The organism is Chishuiella sp. (genome assembly GCF_032109125.1).
Lineage (GTDB): Bacteria > Bacteroidota > Bacteroidia > Flavobacteriales > Weeksellaceae > Empedobacter.
This window is the reverse complement of sequence record NZ_DAMCLZ010000006.1, coordinates 59,772-73,945: the sequence shown is the minus strand read 5'-3', so window position 1 is coordinate 73,945 and position 14,174 is coordinate 59,772. Positions and strand designations below refer to the sequence as shown.

14 protein-coding genes are annotated in these 14,174 nt (G+C 26.9%); 11 read left to right on the top strand and 3 right to left on the bottom strand.

Annotation, left to right across the window (positions count from 1 at the left end):
- Positions 1 to 94 precede the first annotated feature (94 nt).
- Entirely contained in the window at positions 95 to 799 is a 705-nt protein-coding gene (locus RT575_RS08285; protein WP_313580112.1) for a polysaccharide deacetylase family protein, read from the top strand.
- A gap of 42 nt (positions 800 to 841) precedes the next feature.
- Here RT575_RS08285 and RT575_RS08280 read toward each other — a convergent pair whose 3' ends face one another.
- From RT575_RS08280 to RT575_RS08270, 3 genes are all read right to left on the bottom strand, one after another.
- Complete coding sequence (locus RT575_RS08280; protein WP_313580111.1) at positions 842 to 1,612, bottom strand: glycosyltransferase family 2 protein; 771 nt, start codon at positions 1,610 to 1,612, stop codon at positions 842 to 844.
- Positions 1,613 to 1,655: 43 nt separating this feature from the next.
- On the bottom strand, positions 1,656 to 2,723 hold the full coding sequence (locus RT575_RS08275; protein WP_313580109.1) for a glycosyltransferase family 9 protein: 1,068 nt from the start codon (positions 2,721 to 2,723) through the stop codon (positions 1,656 to 1,658).
- Positions 2,724 to 2,831: 108 nt separating this feature from the next.
- The gene (locus tag RT575_RS08270; RefSeq protein ID WP_313580265.1) at positions 2,832 to 3,647 is read right to left on the bottom strand and encodes a 2,3,4,5-tetrahydropyridine-2,6-dicarboxylate N-succinyltransferase; all 816 of its coding nucleotides are present in this window, start codon (positions 3,645 to 3,647) and stop codon (positions 2,832 to 2,834) included.
- Between the two features lie 113 nt (positions 3,648 to 3,760).
- Between RT575_RS08270 and ruvX the strand changes: the two genes are divergently transcribed.
- The 10 genes from ruvX to RT575_RS08220 all read left to right on the top strand — a co-directional run bounded on the left by ruvX (position 3,761) and on the right by RT575_RS08220 (position 14,088).
- The gene (ruvX, locus tag RT575_RS08265; RefSeq protein WP_313386529.1) at positions 3,761 to 4,174 is read left to right on the top strand and encodes a Holliday junction resolvase RuvX; all 414 of its coding nucleotides are present in this window, start codon (positions 3,761 to 3,763) and stop codon (positions 4,172 to 4,174) included.
- Between the two features lie 42 nt (positions 4,175 to 4,216).
- Entirely contained in the window at positions 4,217 to 4,792 is a 576-nt protein-coding gene (def, locus tag RT575_RS08260; protein ID WP_313386530.1) for a peptide deformylase, read from the top strand.
- A 21-nt stretch (positions 4,793 to 4,813) separates the two neighbouring features.
- Positions 4,814 to 5,404, top strand: coding sequence for a DUF5606 domain-containing protein (locus RT575_RS08255; protein ID WP_313580107.1), 591 nt, complete (start codon positions 4,814 to 4,816; stop codon positions 5,402 to 5,404).
- A 7-nt stretch (positions 5,405 to 5,411) separates the two neighbouring features.
- A complete protein-coding gene (gene mazG, locus RT575_RS08250) occupies positions 5,412 to 6,176 on the top strand; it encodes a nucleoside triphosphate pyrophosphohydrolase (protein WP_313580105.1) in 765 nt (254 codons plus the stop codon).
- Positions 6,177 to 6,512: 336 nt separating this feature from the next.
- Positions 6,513 to 8,507, top strand: a complete 1,995-nt coding sequence (uvrB, locus tag RT575_RS08245; RefSeq protein ID WP_313580103.1) for an excinuclease ABC subunit UvrB — start codon at positions 6,513 to 6,515, stop codon at positions 8,505 to 8,507.
- Positions 8,508 to 8,642: 135 nt separating this feature from the next.
- The gene (locus tag RT575_RS08240) at positions 8,643 to 9,803 is read left to right on the top strand and encodes a cysteine desulfurase family protein (RefSeq protein WP_313580102.1); all 1,161 of its coding nucleotides are present in this window, start codon (positions 8,643 to 8,645) and stop codon (positions 9,801 to 9,803) included.
- Positions 9,803 to 10,324, top strand: coding sequence for a CvpA family protein (locus RT575_RS08235; RefSeq protein ID WP_313580100.1), 522 nt, complete (start codon positions 9,803 to 9,805; stop codon positions 10,322 to 10,324). The genes RT575_RS08240 and RT575_RS08235 overlap by 1 nt, the downstream gene beginning before the upstream one ends.
- A 354-nt stretch (positions 10,325 to 10,678) precedes the next feature.
- Positions 10,679 to 12,055, top strand: a complete 1,377-nt coding sequence (gene rmuC, locus RT575_RS08230) for a DNA recombination protein RmuC (RefSeq protein WP_313580098.1) — start codon at positions 10,679 to 10,681, stop codon at positions 12,053 to 12,055.
- A gap of 31 nt (positions 12,056 to 12,086) precedes the next feature.
- Positions 12,087 to 13,025: a hypothetical protein gene (locus RT575_RS08225; RefSeq protein ID WP_313386537.1), complete on the top strand. Its 939-nt coding sequence runs from the start codon at positions 12,087 to 12,089 to the stop codon at positions 13,023 to 13,025.
- 79 nt (positions 13,026 to 13,104) lie between these two features.
- Positions 13,105 to 14,088, top strand: coding sequence for a hypothetical protein (locus tag RT575_RS08220; RefSeq protein WP_313580096.1), 984 nt, complete (start codon positions 13,105 to 13,107; stop codon positions 14,086 to 14,088).
- The last annotated feature ends 86 nt before the right edge of the window (positions 14,089 to 14,174 follow it).

Genomic DNA, 14,174 nt, shown 5'->3' with positions numbered 1-14,174 from the left:
AATTCAAATTTATGAATTACAAATTAATTTTATTCGCTTATTTTACATTAGTATATTATTTAATAATTTAATTTTGTTTATATAACAATAAAAAATGAGCAAATTACCTATATTAATGTATCATAATATAACAACAGATATTAGTAAAAGAGATAAATTAACAGTTCACAAGAATTTACTTGAAAAACAATTTAAGTACTTAGTAAAAAAGAACTATAAAACTCATTTTTTAAGCGAATTAGATCATAAAAGTATTCTTACTGGCAAAAATATTATAATAACTTTTGATGATGTCACCAAAAATCAATTAGAGTTTGCTATTCCATTATTAAAAAAATATAATTTAAAAGCAACATTTTTTATTCCATTTGCTTATGTAGGAAAATATGATGAATGGAATAACAGTAACGAAGCTATAATGTCTACAGAAGATTTAAAAAGTATAAATAATGAATTTGAGCTTGCTTACCATTCATTTTATCATAGAAAATACAGTATTTTAACTAAAGAAGAAATTGCAAATGACTTTTATTTATCTGAAAAATATAAAAAAGAGAATAATATTAAATTACATCAATCACTAGCTTATCCTTATGGTAATTTTCCAAAAAAAAATCCTGAAAAGCAATTATTTTTCAAAACTTTAAAAAACAATAAAATGATTTATGGATTAAGAATTGGAAACAGAATAAATAAGTTTCCTTTTGAAAATCCATTTGAAATAAATAGAATAGATATTAAAGGAAATGAATCGTTTTTAAAATTTATTTTTAAAATTAATTTTGGTAAATTATTTTAAAATAAAAAAGCAATCAATTATATTAATGATTGCTTTTTTATTTTAAAATAATTTTTGTTCTTCTTTATATATTTCATCCAGAAATTTATATCTATTTGCAATAGAAATAGCATGTAATTTTGATATTTTATACCCTTGTATTCCATCTAAAAAACCAAGTCTTAATATATAATAATTAAAAAATCTATATAAAGGCTTTATTTTATAATGATAAAATGTAGGTTTTAAATTCTTTATACGAAGTTCTTGAGCTCTTAATTTTGAATAGACATTTAATTTTTCTAGATAAAAATTTTCATCAACAAATGTATGATGCTTTATTTTATGCTTAATTTTTCCTATCTCAGAATCGCAAATTAACAATTCATGTACTTTTAAATTATCTACATACTTACATTTAGATTTTTTGAAAACACGTACAGCTTTTACATTTTGTTGCCCTGAATATTTTATTTTTTTTTCATTGAAATAAAAATCATGACAAACGTAATAAGCAGCTTTTACATTTTTAGAATTTACAGTTGAAACAATTTCTTTAATCAAATCCTCAGACAATTCTTCGTCAGCATCAAAAAAAGTAACCCAATCATTTTTAGCAAGAGAAAGAGCAAAATTACGTTGCGCAGTAAAATTATCAAATTTCCTTTTTACAAAATGTACTTTTGGATTTTTTATAGCCAATTCTTCTGTTTTATCGGTACTAAAAGAATCTACAATAATTATTTCTTCTGCATATGAAGCTTCATCAAGAAAACGTAAAATATTGTCTTCTTCATTATAAGTAATTAGCAGTGCAGAGATTTTTATAGACATATTCTATAATTGTTGGTTAGTTATAATAGTTATTTTTTTATAATCAAGATTTTATATGTTTATCTAAAAACTCACTTAATGACTTTTTAAACAACTCAAAATCAAAGTAAGAATAAAATTCATTCACCCTTTTCTTTATCTTATTATTTGTTAAATAATCAAATTTTTCTGGAAAATAATCATTTAAATGTACACTTACATGATTAACATTATCTTCAAAGGTTGCCCAAACATTTTTATTTATCCAAGGAGAAAAAATAATAAATGATTTTTTACCTACAGCTTTTGCCATGTTAATAGCTCCTCCATCATTACCTACAATAATATCACACTCATTAACAATTGCAATAAAAGTTCTCAAATCTTTCGCTAACAAATCAAAATAAATTTTTGATTTTGTCTTTTCCGACAATTGTTCATAAACAATTTTAGCTTCATTTAATTGTTTAGGAAAATAATTAAACAATATATTAACATTATGGTTATTACCTATGTAATCCACTAGTTGAGCCATTTTATCTAACGGATAAGTTTTAGTAGAATCAGAACCTAATAAACTAATCATAACAGTTTTTCTAGATTCATCTACTCCATGTTCTATAAATATTTTTTTTGCATATTGTATTTCCTCGCTTGTTAAATATAATTTAGGATGTGTCTCAATAGGTTTTTTTATTCCTAAAGGAGACAACAATGCTAATCTATGTTCAATAGCTAATCCAAGGTGAGTAAATGAATCTTTATGTTTAATTACATTATCAGTATATAAAAATGTTCTACCTATTTTTTTATAAGAAATTTTTTTAGGAGCATTATTAATAAAAACATCAACCCAGCTTTGAAGTTTTGAATAAGCATCTATAACAACATCATAATCATTTTTATTAATTTGTTTTGAAAATTTAATAAGATTAAAAAGATTATTATTTTTAGATTCATTAAAAACAATTTTATTATCTATATAAGGATTGTTTTCCAGAACAGGTAATGTATTATTATTTATAAGATAATCTACAGTAGCATTAGGGTACTTTTTTTTGATATTTTCACACAGCAAAGAAGTTAGCAATACATCTCCTATCATCTTGTGTTGAATAATCAAAATTTTCATAAATCATAAAGTTATAAAAGCAAAACTACTAAATATTGTTGTTATTATAAAACAAAAAAAATCCTATCAAATATTTAATAGGATTTTTTTATTTATTTACATCATTACTTATACCGCTACGTTATGATCACGTAAAGCATCATTTAATGAAGTTTTTTTATCTGTACTTTCTTTTCTTTTTCCGATAATTAAAGCACAAGGAACTTGAAATTCTCCTGCAGCAAATTTCTTTGTATATGATCCCGGTATTACGACAGAACGATCTGGAACATATCCTTTTATTTCTACAGGTTCATTACCCGTAACATCAATAATTTTAGTTGATCCTGTTAATACAACATTAGCACCTAAAACAGCCTCTTTACCTACTCTAACCCCTTCAACAACGATACAACGAGAACCAATAAAAGCATTATCTTCTATAATAACTGGCGCAGCTTGTAAAGGCTCTAAAACACCTCCAATACCAACACCTCCAGATAAATGAACATTCTTACCTATTTGAGCACAAGAACCAACTGTTGCCCATGTATCAACCATAGTTCCTTCATCAACATAAGCTCCTATATTAACATAAGAAGGCATTAAAATCACACCAGAAGAAATATAGGCTCCATAGCGAGCGACTGCATTAGGAACAACACGAATACCTTTCTCAGCATAATTTCTTTTCAATTCCATTTTATCATGGTATTCAAAAATCCCAACTTCTAAAGTCTCCATCTTCTGAATAGGGAAATACATTACTACTGCTTTTTTTACCCATTCATTAACTTGCCATCCGTTTTCGGTTGGTTCTGCACAACGTAATTCTCCATTATCAATCAACTCAATAACCTCTCTAATTGACGATTGTGTTTCTTCTTCTTGTAACAATTCTCTATTGTCCCAAGCTTTTTCTATTATATTTTTTAATTTCTCCATCATTATTTTATTAAAAGCAAAGATAAATTAATATTATATATTTTAATGAATCATTTTTTTCAAAAAAATACATTTTATGATTATCTATTAGACCGTTTTTATAAATTTGCAAAATGGCAAGAATATTATCGTTAGATTATGGAGGAAAAAGAACAGGAATTGCAGTTACAGATGAACTACAAATTATAGCTTCTCCTCTTGATACAATTGAAACATCTAAATTATTAGATTTTCTAAAACAATACATTGCTCAAGAAAACGTTTCAGATATTGTTATTGGTCTATCAATTAGATTTTCAGGAGAATTAAATGACATTGAAAACCAAATTCTACCTTTTATCGAAAAATTCTCAAAGGAATTTCCTACTATAAAAGTTCATAGAGAAAATGAAATGTTTACATCTAAAATGGCTTCAAGAGCTATGTTTGAAGGAGGAATGAAAAAGAAAAAGCGTCAAGAAAAAGGAATAGTAGATAAAGTAAGTGCTGTAATAATTTTACAATCTTTTTTGTCACATAAACTTTAACAAATTGTATCTTTGCGCTTAAAATAATAAAAAAACCAAAAAATGGTACTACCTGTTGTAGCTTATGGAGATCCTGTTTTGAGAAAAAAATCTCAAAATATAGATAAGGATTATAAAAATTTACAAGAACTAATAGACAATATGTTTGATACTATGTACGATTCTAATGGTGTAGGTATTGCCGCACCTCAAATTGGAAAAGACATTCGTTTATTTGTTGTAGATTGCTCTCCATTTGAAGAAGACGAGGATTATGAAGACGTAAAAGATGAATTAAAAAATTTCAAACGTATTTTTATAAACCCTAAAAAAATTAGTACTTCGGAAGGAGATGAATGGGCTTTTGGAGAAGGATGCCTTAGTATTCCTCATATTCATGAAGATGTTATTCGTCCAGAATCTATAACTTTAGAATATTTTGATGAAAATTGGGAAAAACATACGGAAACTTTTTCGGATATTCGCGCCAGAGTCATTCAACATGAATATGATCATTTAGAAGGAATTCTTTTTATTGATTATATTTCTAATTTCAAAAAGAAATTAATAAGTAATAAATTAAAAAACATAACAAAAGGGAAAGTAAACACGAGTTACAAAATGAAATTCCCTTCATAGCCCCTTAAAACATAATAAAATATGGATTTATCAAGAGTTATCGCAATTTCAGGAAAACCAGGATTATACCGTTTAATTTCTCAAACAAGAAATGGTTTTGTTGTTGAAGATTTAGAAAAAGGAAAAAAAATCTCTATCGCTTCTAATTACAATGTTAGTTTATTAGAAAACGTTGCTATTTATGGTGTTTCACAAGAATTTCCTTTAGCAGAAGTATTCTTCAGAATTTACAAAAAAGAAAATGGTGGAGAAACTGTAGATCATAAATCTTCAGGTACAGAACTACGTAAATACATGGAAGAAGTATTACCTGAATATGACGATTCTAGAGTTTATGATTCTGATTTAAAAAAATTATTCCAATGGTATAATATTTTACACAAAAATGGATTATTAAACATTGATTTAGCTGCTGTAGAAGCTGCTCTAGCTGCTCAACAAGCTGAAGAAGCTGAAGAAGCTATAGAAACAGAAGAATTAAAAGTAGAAGAAAAACCAAAGAAAAAGGCTCCTGCTAAAAAAGTTGCAAAAGAAGAAAACAGTACTGAGGAAAAACCAAAGAAAAAAGCTGCTCCAAAAAAAACAACTAAAAAAGATAAAGACGCTGAATAATTAAAAGATGAGCACACGTAAAAATCAATTACAAGCTTTTGAAAAATTGCTAAATATAATGGATGAGTTACGTGAGAAATGTCCTTGGGATCGTAAGCAAACTATGGAATCGTTACGAACACTATCTATAGAAGAGATTTACGAACTATCGGATGCTATTATCGAAAAAGATTCAGATGAAATAAAAAAAGAACTAGGTGATGTTTTTCTTCACCTAGTTTTTTATTCTAAAATAGCATCAGAAAAAAATCAATTTGATATTACAGATGTACTTAATAGTATATGTGATAAATTGATAAGAAGACATCCTCACATTTATTCTAGCACAAAAGCAAATACAGAAGAAGAAGTTATAAAAAACTGGGAACAAATAAAATTAAAAGAAGGAAACTCTTCTGTTCTTTCCGGAGTTCCTTCTTCCCTACCTGCTATGGTAAAAGCATATAGAATTCAAGAAAAAGTCAAAGGAGTTGGTTTTGAATTTGAAAACAAAGAGCAAGTTTTTGATAAAATACAAGAAGAAATTGAAGAATTTAAAAATGAAGAAAATCCAATTGACAGAGAAATGGAATTTGGTGATATTTTATTTTCTTTAATCAATTATGGTCGATTTCTTGGAATTAATTCGGAAGATGCTTTAGAACGTTCTAATAAAAAATTTATCAATAGATTTAAAGAATTAGAATTAATTGTGCAACAAAATAATCAAAACATAAACAATTTAACAATTTCTGAACTTAATACGCTTTGGGAAAAAGCTAAAAATAAGTAGTGTAAAAAAAACACTATTATTTATTTTTCTTCATTAAACCCACTAAAATAAAAGAAAAAAGAGTAATTATAAGAAACTCCTATAAACACCAATTAAACAAAGTATCAGATTTTAAATAATTATCATTAAAAACCGACATATATTTGTAGTGGTTATAGCGAGCGATAGCTTGTAATAATGGAAGGAAGTTTGTTTACTCAGTAAACAGTTTTCTCATTTTTTTGTGGTTTTGATGAAAAGGTGACTTAAAGTCGCCTTTTTATATTTTAATACTACTTCTACATTTCACAAATACTTCACTGCTAAATTACAATGATTTTTTATTAAATTTGTAAGATGCAGTTTCAATTAAATTCAGAATTTCAACCAACGGGTGATCAACCAAAAGCTATTCAAGAGTTATCTAATGGCATTTTACAAAATGATCAATATCAAACTTTATTAGGTGTTACAGGATCTGGTAAAACTTTTACAATAGCAAATGTTATAAATGAAGTTCAAAGACCTACTCTTGTATTAGCGCATAACAAAACATTAGCAGCCCAATTATTTATGGAATTTAAAGAATTTTTCCCTAACAATGCTGTAGAATATTTTGTTTCATACTATGATTATTATCAACCAGAGGCTTATATTCCATCATCTGGTACATATATAGAGAAAGACTTATCTATCAATGAAGAAATTGAAAAACTAAGATTAAGTACAACTTCTTCTCTCCTTTCAGGACGAAGAGATATTTTGGTTGTTGCATCTGTATCTTGTTTATATGGTATTGGGAATCCAAACGAATTTCATAAAAATGTAATCCAAATAGAAATCGGTCAAATCATTTCTAGAACTGCATTTTTACAAAAATTAGTACAAGCACTTTATTCAAGAACAGAAGGTCTTTTTCAACGTGGAAATTTCAGAATAAAAGGAGATACACTAGATATATTCCCTGCTTATGCTGATGATGGAATACGTGTTAATTTTTTTGGAGATGAAATAGAAGAAATATCTGTTTTTAATGTTGAAACAGGAAAAACTACATCTAAACTTGATAAAATAAATATTTATCCTGCTAATCTTTTTGTGACATCTAAAGATACATTGAATGGAGCAATAGAAAATATTCAATTAGATTTAGGTAAACAAGTTGAATATTACAAAGAAATAGGAAAACATCTTGAAGCAAAGCGATTACAAGAACGTACTGAATTTGATTTGGAAATGATTAAAGAATTAGGATATTGTTCTGGAATTGAAAATTATTCAAGATATTTAGATGGAAGAGAACCTGGTACAAGGCCATTCTGTTTATTAGATTATTTCCCAGAAGATTACTTAATGGTAATTGATGAATCTCACGTTACAGTTTCTCAGGTTCATGCGATGTACGGTGGTGATAGATCTCGAAAAGAAAATTTAGTTGAATATGGATTTAGACTTCCTGCTGCAATGGACAATCGTCCATTAAAATTTGAAGAATTTGAAGCTCTACAAAATCAAGTTATTTACGTTTCTGCTACTCCTGCAAATTATGAATTAGAGAAATCTGAAGGTATTGTTGTAGAACAAGTCATTCGTCCTACTGGATTATTAGATCCTATTATAGAAATTCGTCCAACACAAAATCAAGTTGATGATTTAATGGAGGAAATCAATAAAAGAGTAGAATTAGATGAAAGAGTTCTGGTTACAACTTTGACTAAAAGAATGGCAGAAGAATTAACTAAATATCTTACTAAATATGGTGTACGTTGTCGTTATATTCATTCTGATGTTGACACATTAGAACGAGTTCAGATTATGGCTGATTTACGTACAGGGTTGTTTGATGTTTTAGTTGGTGTCAATTTACTGAGAGAAGGTTTAGATTTACCTGAAGTTTCTTTAGTTGCTATTCTTGACGCTGACAAAGAAGGTTTTTTAAGAAGTCATAGATCGTTAACACAAACTGTTGGTCGTGCTGCTAGAAATATTAATGGCTTAGCAATTATGTATGCTGATAAAATCACAGATAGTATGCAACTTACTATAGATGAAACAAATCGTCGTAGAGAAATTCAAATGAAATATAATAAGGATAATAATAAAACTCCTCAAGCATTAAACAAAAAAATAACAAAACTAAGTTTAGCTGCTGCTGATTTTGAAGAAAATCCTTACGAACAAAAACATATAATACAACAAGCTGCAGAAATTAATGAAAATTATTCCACAGCTGATAAAGAAAAATTAATTGATAAACTTCAAAAGGAAATGGAAAAAGCAGCTAAAAACCTAGACTTTATTAAAGCTGCTGAACTTAGAGATCAAATTAATCTTTTATCTGAAAAAAAATAAACAAAAAAAACAACTCTACTTAAACTATAGGGTTTGTAAACTTTTTGAAATTATTTTCGCTTGTGTGCATTAATTTTTTTAAATTTGTTCGACAAAACTCTTCTTAAAAAGAAAAAAATAGAAAAAAAATCGGTTATGCAAAGAGTATATTTAGATAACGCAGCAACAACTGCAATTCGTCCTGAAGTAGTTGACGAAATGGCAAACGTAATGAAAAATGTTTTTGGAAATCCTTCATCTACACATGTATTTGGACGTGAAGCTAAGGCACTTATCGAGCTAGCGAGGAAGAATATATCTCAAAGATTAAACGTTTCCCCTGCAGAAATTTACTTTACGTCGTGTGGTACAGAATCAAACAATACAATTATTCGATCTTGTGTAAATGATTTAGATGTAAGTCGTATAATCACGAGTAATTTAGAACATAAATGTGTTTATGAAGCTATAAAAGATGTTGAAAGTCGTGGAAAAGTTGAAGTTATTCGATTAAACATTTTTGAAAATGGTGAAATTGATTACAATCAACTTGAAGAATTATTGAAAGATCATTCTCAAAAAACCTTAGTTTCATTAATGCATGCAAATAATGAAATAGGAAATATTACTGATGTAAAACGTATTTCTAAATTATGTCAAGAAAATAATACTCTTTTTCATACAGATACTGTACAAACAGTAGGGCATTATGATTTAGATTTTCAAGACTTAGGAATGGATTTCGCTTCATGTTCTGCTCATAAAATACATGGTCCTAAAGGTGCTGGATTTCTTTATGCTAAAAAATCTTCTCACATAAAACCCTTAATTTCTGGAGGAGGACAAGAAAGAGGTATGCGCTCTGGAACTGAAAATGTTTATGGAATTGTTGGATTATCTAAAGCATTTGATTTAGCTATTGATGAATTAGACCAACATATACAACACATCAAACAAATTAAACAATATACAATAAATCAATTACAAGAAGCTATTCCTGGTGTAGGATTCAATGGTTTATCTGGTGATTTAGACAAAAGTTTATACGCTTTACTAAGCATTCGTTTACCATTTCATGACGCACTGATTGGTTTTGAATTAGAATTAGCTGGAATTGCTGTTTCTCAAGGAAGTGCCTGTAGTTCAGGAGCTGCAAAAACATCTGGAGTTATCTCTACTATATGCAGTTCCGAAGAAATTGAACGAATAACTCCATTACGTGTTTCTTTTTCTCATGAAACTACAAAAGAGGAAATCGATATTCTAATTGGAACACTGAAAAAAATAACTGAGAAAAATTTATTACAAAAAGCTTAATGACAGAATTTAATCAGCTAGATGTTATTATTTTAATTGCATTAGCTTTTGGTGTTATTAATGGATTTTTTAAAGGTTTTATATCTCAAATTATTGGCTTAGTTGGATTTTTTATAGCAATTTGGATCAGTTTCAAGTTTTATTCTATTGTTGAAGAATTTATAGAAAAAAATAATTTAGTTAGCACGAGTTTAACCTCTATAATTGCATTATTATTAACTTTTACTATTGCTTTTTTTACAATAAAATTTGTTTCAAATCTTACTCAAAAATTCATAAGTGCTATTGGATTAGGATTTTTAAATAGAGTTGGTGGTGCTATTATGGGATTTATATTATACACACTTATATGCTCTAGTATATTGTATTATATCGATCCAATTTTAGAAATAGGTTTTAGAAACGTAAAACAAGAAAGTAAAGTTTTACCATTTTTAACTAAAAGTTCTGGGATGATAAAAAATTTACTTTTTGAAACCACAGAAAATTCAAGTAAAGAAAATTCAGAAAAATCAATTTAAAAATAATAACTTAAAGTGGAGTAAATTATAAAAGCTCCACTTTTTTTATAACTTAATTTTGGCGATTACAGGCTTTCTACTTTATCTTTTTTTATCGCTAAATTGCTCTAAAAAAGGACATCGCTTCCAATCTTTATCGCATTTTATCTTTTATTTATATTTTTAGCATTAGTGATTGAAGTGGAAATCCTTTTGCAAAGTAACAAACGAAGCTAAAGATTGCAACAAAAAGCACGACCTGAAAGGGAAGGCCAAAAAAATAACAAATAATATTCCTATATTTTTTTAAATAAAACTAACAAACGACATCTATTGTCGTAAAAAATCATTTCTTTGTTTTAAAATTATTTAATCATGAGTATTTCAATTATTCTTACAGCCGTATTGTTTTTTATTATCGGAGCAATAATTAGTTTTTTGTATTCAAAATCAAAAGCTAATTCAACGATTATTAGTAATGAAATAAAATATCAAGAATTACAAAAACAGTACGATATACTAAAAAATGAATATTTGGAAGTGAAAGATGATGCCAATTTCAATCTTGACCAATGGCAAAAAGAACGTGAAAAAAATACTGAATTAAGTGTTCGTCATCAAGAAACAATAAAAGCAATGGATGAGCAAAAATCATTTATGCTTGAAACTAATGAAAGATTGAAAGAACAATTCGAAGCATTATCAGCCCAAGTTTTAAAAAGTAATAATGAACAATTTCTCGATTTAGCAAAAACGACATTAGACAAACATTTTTCTGATTCTAAAAATGATTTAGATAAACGCCAACAAGCGATCGATTCTCTAATAAAACCTTTGAATGAAAGTTTAAATAAATTTGATGGAAAAATATCTGAAATAGAGAAAATAAGAGAAGGTGCATACTCAGAAATTAAAGTTTTTTTAGATGCTATGAAAGGAACAACAGAAAAATTACAAAAAGAAACGAACACTTTAGTTTCTGCTCTAAAAACCTCTCATACAAGAGGTAAATATGGAGAGATTGGTTTACGAAGAGTTGTAGAATTTTCTGGAATGTCATCTTTTTGTGATTTTGAAGAACAAAGTTCTGTACAGTCAGATAATGGTTTACTTCGTCCGGACTTAATTGTAAATCTTCCTGGAAATAGAAAGGTAATTGTTGATTCCAAAGTTCCATTAAACCAATATATGCTTGCCTTTGAAACCGAAGATGAAGATATTAGAAAACATCATTTAAAAATGCATGCAAAAGCAGTAAGAGAGCACTTAAAAAATTTAAGTTCTAAAGCATATTGGAATCAATACAAGGATGCACCAGACTATGTTGTAATGTATCTACAAATTGAAAGTTCATTTGGAGCAGCTTTAGAGCTTGATAGAACTTTGATTGAAGATGCTTTAAATAATAGAATAATTATTGCTACTCCAACAACTTTAATTACGATGCTAAGAACAATTGCTTTTAGTTGGCAACAATTGAATGTTGCTGAAAATATTTACCAAATGAGAGATGCAGGAATAGAATTATATAACCGAGTAAATGTTTTAATTCAACATTTTTCATCTGTAGGTCATAATCTTAATCAAGCAACACAAAGTTACAATAAAGCGATTGGATCTCTTGAAAACCGCTTTATACCTCAGGTTAAAAAATTAAAAGAAATTGGTGGAAGTTTAATGGAAAAAGAAATTTCTGAAACAAAACCAATAGACACAATGATTCGTACAATAAATAATTCAAATATTGAATAATCATTCTATATTTGTAATAGATTTAGAAAAAATGAAAATAAACCTATTTGCCCTACTACTATTATATTCTTCTTCTACATTTGCACAAGTGAATTTTGAAGAAAAATCTGTACAGGTAAAACCTAATCTAAAATTAGATAAAATATATAACTACTCTTTTACGGATCAAAATTTTTCTATATCAGTAAATGACACAGTAAATAAAGTAGTCAATAACTCTTATAAATCAATTCAGTTAATTGATAAAAATAATTTTGCGAATAAATTTGAATTTATTAATGGTAAAAATATTTCAAATGATCCTGATGAATTTTACCGTGATTTTATCAATAATTCTGAAGGTATAAAATATTTATTTACGACCAATCCTTCTGGAGAATTTTTAGAATTATTAAACACTTCTGATGTAGAAAGTCAGTTATTAAAAATTACAGATAAATTAGCTAAGCAGAAAAAAAAATCTGAGGATTATAAAGCTAATATAAAACATATAGAGGAAATGGTACAATCAAAAACATATGTTCCTTATATTTTCGAACAAGAAATTCAAGTTTTTAACTTCTTTAATGGTCAATATTTTAGATTAGGAGAAAACTATGAAGGAAAATCTGTGCAAGATAATATTTTTGGTTTCCCTATATCTTCTACAACAAACACTTATTTAAAGGATATTGATACAAATAATGAAACATATACTGTTATTTCTGATCAAAATTTAAGTAAAGAAGATTTTGAAAAACTATGGGAAGAAATGGCTTACTATATGTTACATGATGCTAAACTGAACCTTTCTCAAGATCAGGTTAAGAGTGAAATTAAAAAATACTCTGAAACTATTGAACTAAAGGTAAAATATGAAAATACTTATGATTTTAATTCAATTTTATTAAAATCTAATTATTTATTTAGCCTTAATATAGGATCTAAAAAAACAGTAAATCAATTAACAATAGAATTATTAAATGATTAAAATCTATCTTTTTCTTTAAATTAGGACTACATTTGGTATAATTTACTTTATTTTTGACTTAATTTGATACTTATAATAGATGAAATTTAAATTTACATATTACCTAATTTTTGTTTTTTTTTCAATTAAATTATATGCTCAAACGCCTATTATTGATAGTATAAGTGAGACAAAAATCAATGATTCTATTTTTGTAAACAAAAATAAAGATAGTATTGTATTTCCTAAAGTATACTGGAACGTAAATGATAAAAAGAAATACAATATATCAGCTAAAGAAACTAAAATAGAAGGAGATACTGTAAGTAATGAAGAAAAATATACTTACACAATATTCGTTGAAGTAGAAAATATTTACCAAAATGAAACAATAATAAAATGGATTTATAGAGATGTGAAATCAGACTCTAAATCATTTATTAAAAACCCTTTTTCTTTGGCTAATGATGTTTCTATATCTTTTAAAATTGATCAAGATGGAAGATTTTTAGATTATACAAATATTGATCAAACAATAAAAGAGTTAGCTATATCATCAGAAAATTTAGAAAATAAATATCTGGATAAACCTGAAACAATTGCTCTTATCAAAAAGAATGTTCAGTTATATTCAACTAAAGAAAATATTATAAAACTTTTTGATAAAGATATTCGTCAATTTCATCATTTTTTTGGAAAAAGTAAATTTACATTAGATGGTAAACCTTTTGTTTATCAATCGTATATGGATAATTTATTTAGCAGTTCTCCTACCCCTGCTACAACAGCATTAAAATTAAATGAAATTAGTCCTTCTCATACAAATTATATTATGGGAAGTATACAAGAAGCTGATAAAGAATGGTTAGCAAATTCATGGTTCACATACCTTAAAGACTTAGCTACAAAATTAGGTACAGAGCAACCTTCTGAAGATAGATTAAAAGATGATATAAAATATTATGTAAAAACAACCTCTAGAATCAGAGATAACGGCTGGATATCATATAGTATTGAAACAAAAAAAGTTAAATTTCAAGATACTGATTATACTCTAGAACGTCGTTTTGAATTAGTAGATTAAATTTTTTAATATAAAAATCTAACGATCAATTATTCATCATAAAACTTAGCTATTCAAGATTATTTTTCATAATTTTGCAATCATTT

Excerpts from the sequence above, each read along its gene's own strand:
- RT575_RS08285 (WP_313580112.1), top strand. The coding sequence starts at position 95 with ATGAGCAAATTACCTATATTAATGTATCATAATATAACAACAGATATT.
- RT575_RS08280 (WP_313580111.1), bottom strand. The coding sequence starts at position 1,612 with ATGTCTATAAAAATCTCTGCACTGCTAATTACTTATAATGAAGAAGAC.
- RT575_RS08275 (WP_313580109.1), bottom strand. The coding sequence starts at position 2,723 with ATGAAAATTTTGATTATTCAACACAAGATGATAGGAGATGTATTGCTA.
- RT575_RS08270 (WP_313580265.1), bottom strand. The coding sequence starts at position 3,647 with ATGGAGAAATTAAAAAATATAATAGAAAAAGCTTGGGACAATAGAGAA.
- ruvX (WP_313386529.1), top strand. The coding sequence starts at position 3,761 with ATGGCAAGAATATTATCGTTAGATTATGGAGGAAAAAGAACAGGAATT.
- def (WP_313386530.1), top strand. The coding sequence starts at position 4,217 with ATGGTACTACCTGTTGTAGCTTATGGAGATCCTGTTTTGAGAAAAAAA.
- RT575_RS08255 (WP_313580107.1), top strand. The coding sequence starts at position 4,814 with ATGGATTTATCAAGAGTTATCGCAATTTCAGGAAAACCAGGATTATAC.
- mazG (WP_313580105.1), top strand. The coding sequence starts at position 5,412 with ATGAGCACACGTAAAAATCAATTACAAGCTTTTGAAAAATTGCTAAAT.
- uvrB (WP_313580103.1), top strand. The coding sequence starts at position 6,513 with ATGCAGTTTCAATTAAATTCAGAATTTCAACCAACGGGTGATCAACCA.
- RT575_RS08240 (WP_313580102.1), top strand. The coding sequence starts at position 8,643 with ATGCAAAGAGTATATTTAGATAACGCAGCAACAACTGCAATTCGTCCT.
- RT575_RS08235 (WP_313580100.1), top strand. The coding sequence starts at position 9,803 with ATGACAGAATTTAATCAGCTAGATGTTATTATTTTAATTGCATTAGCT.
- rmuC (WP_313580098.1), top strand. The coding sequence starts at position 10,679 with ATGAGTATTTCAATTATTCTTACAGCCGTATTGTTTTTTATTATCGGA.
- RT575_RS08225 (WP_313386537.1), top strand. The coding sequence starts at position 12,087 with ATGAAAATAAACCTATTTGCCCTACTACTATTATATTCTTCTTCTACA.
- RT575_RS08220 (WP_313580096.1), top strand. The coding sequence starts at position 13,105 with ATGAAATTTAAATTTACATATTACCTAATTTTTGTTTTTTTTTCAATT.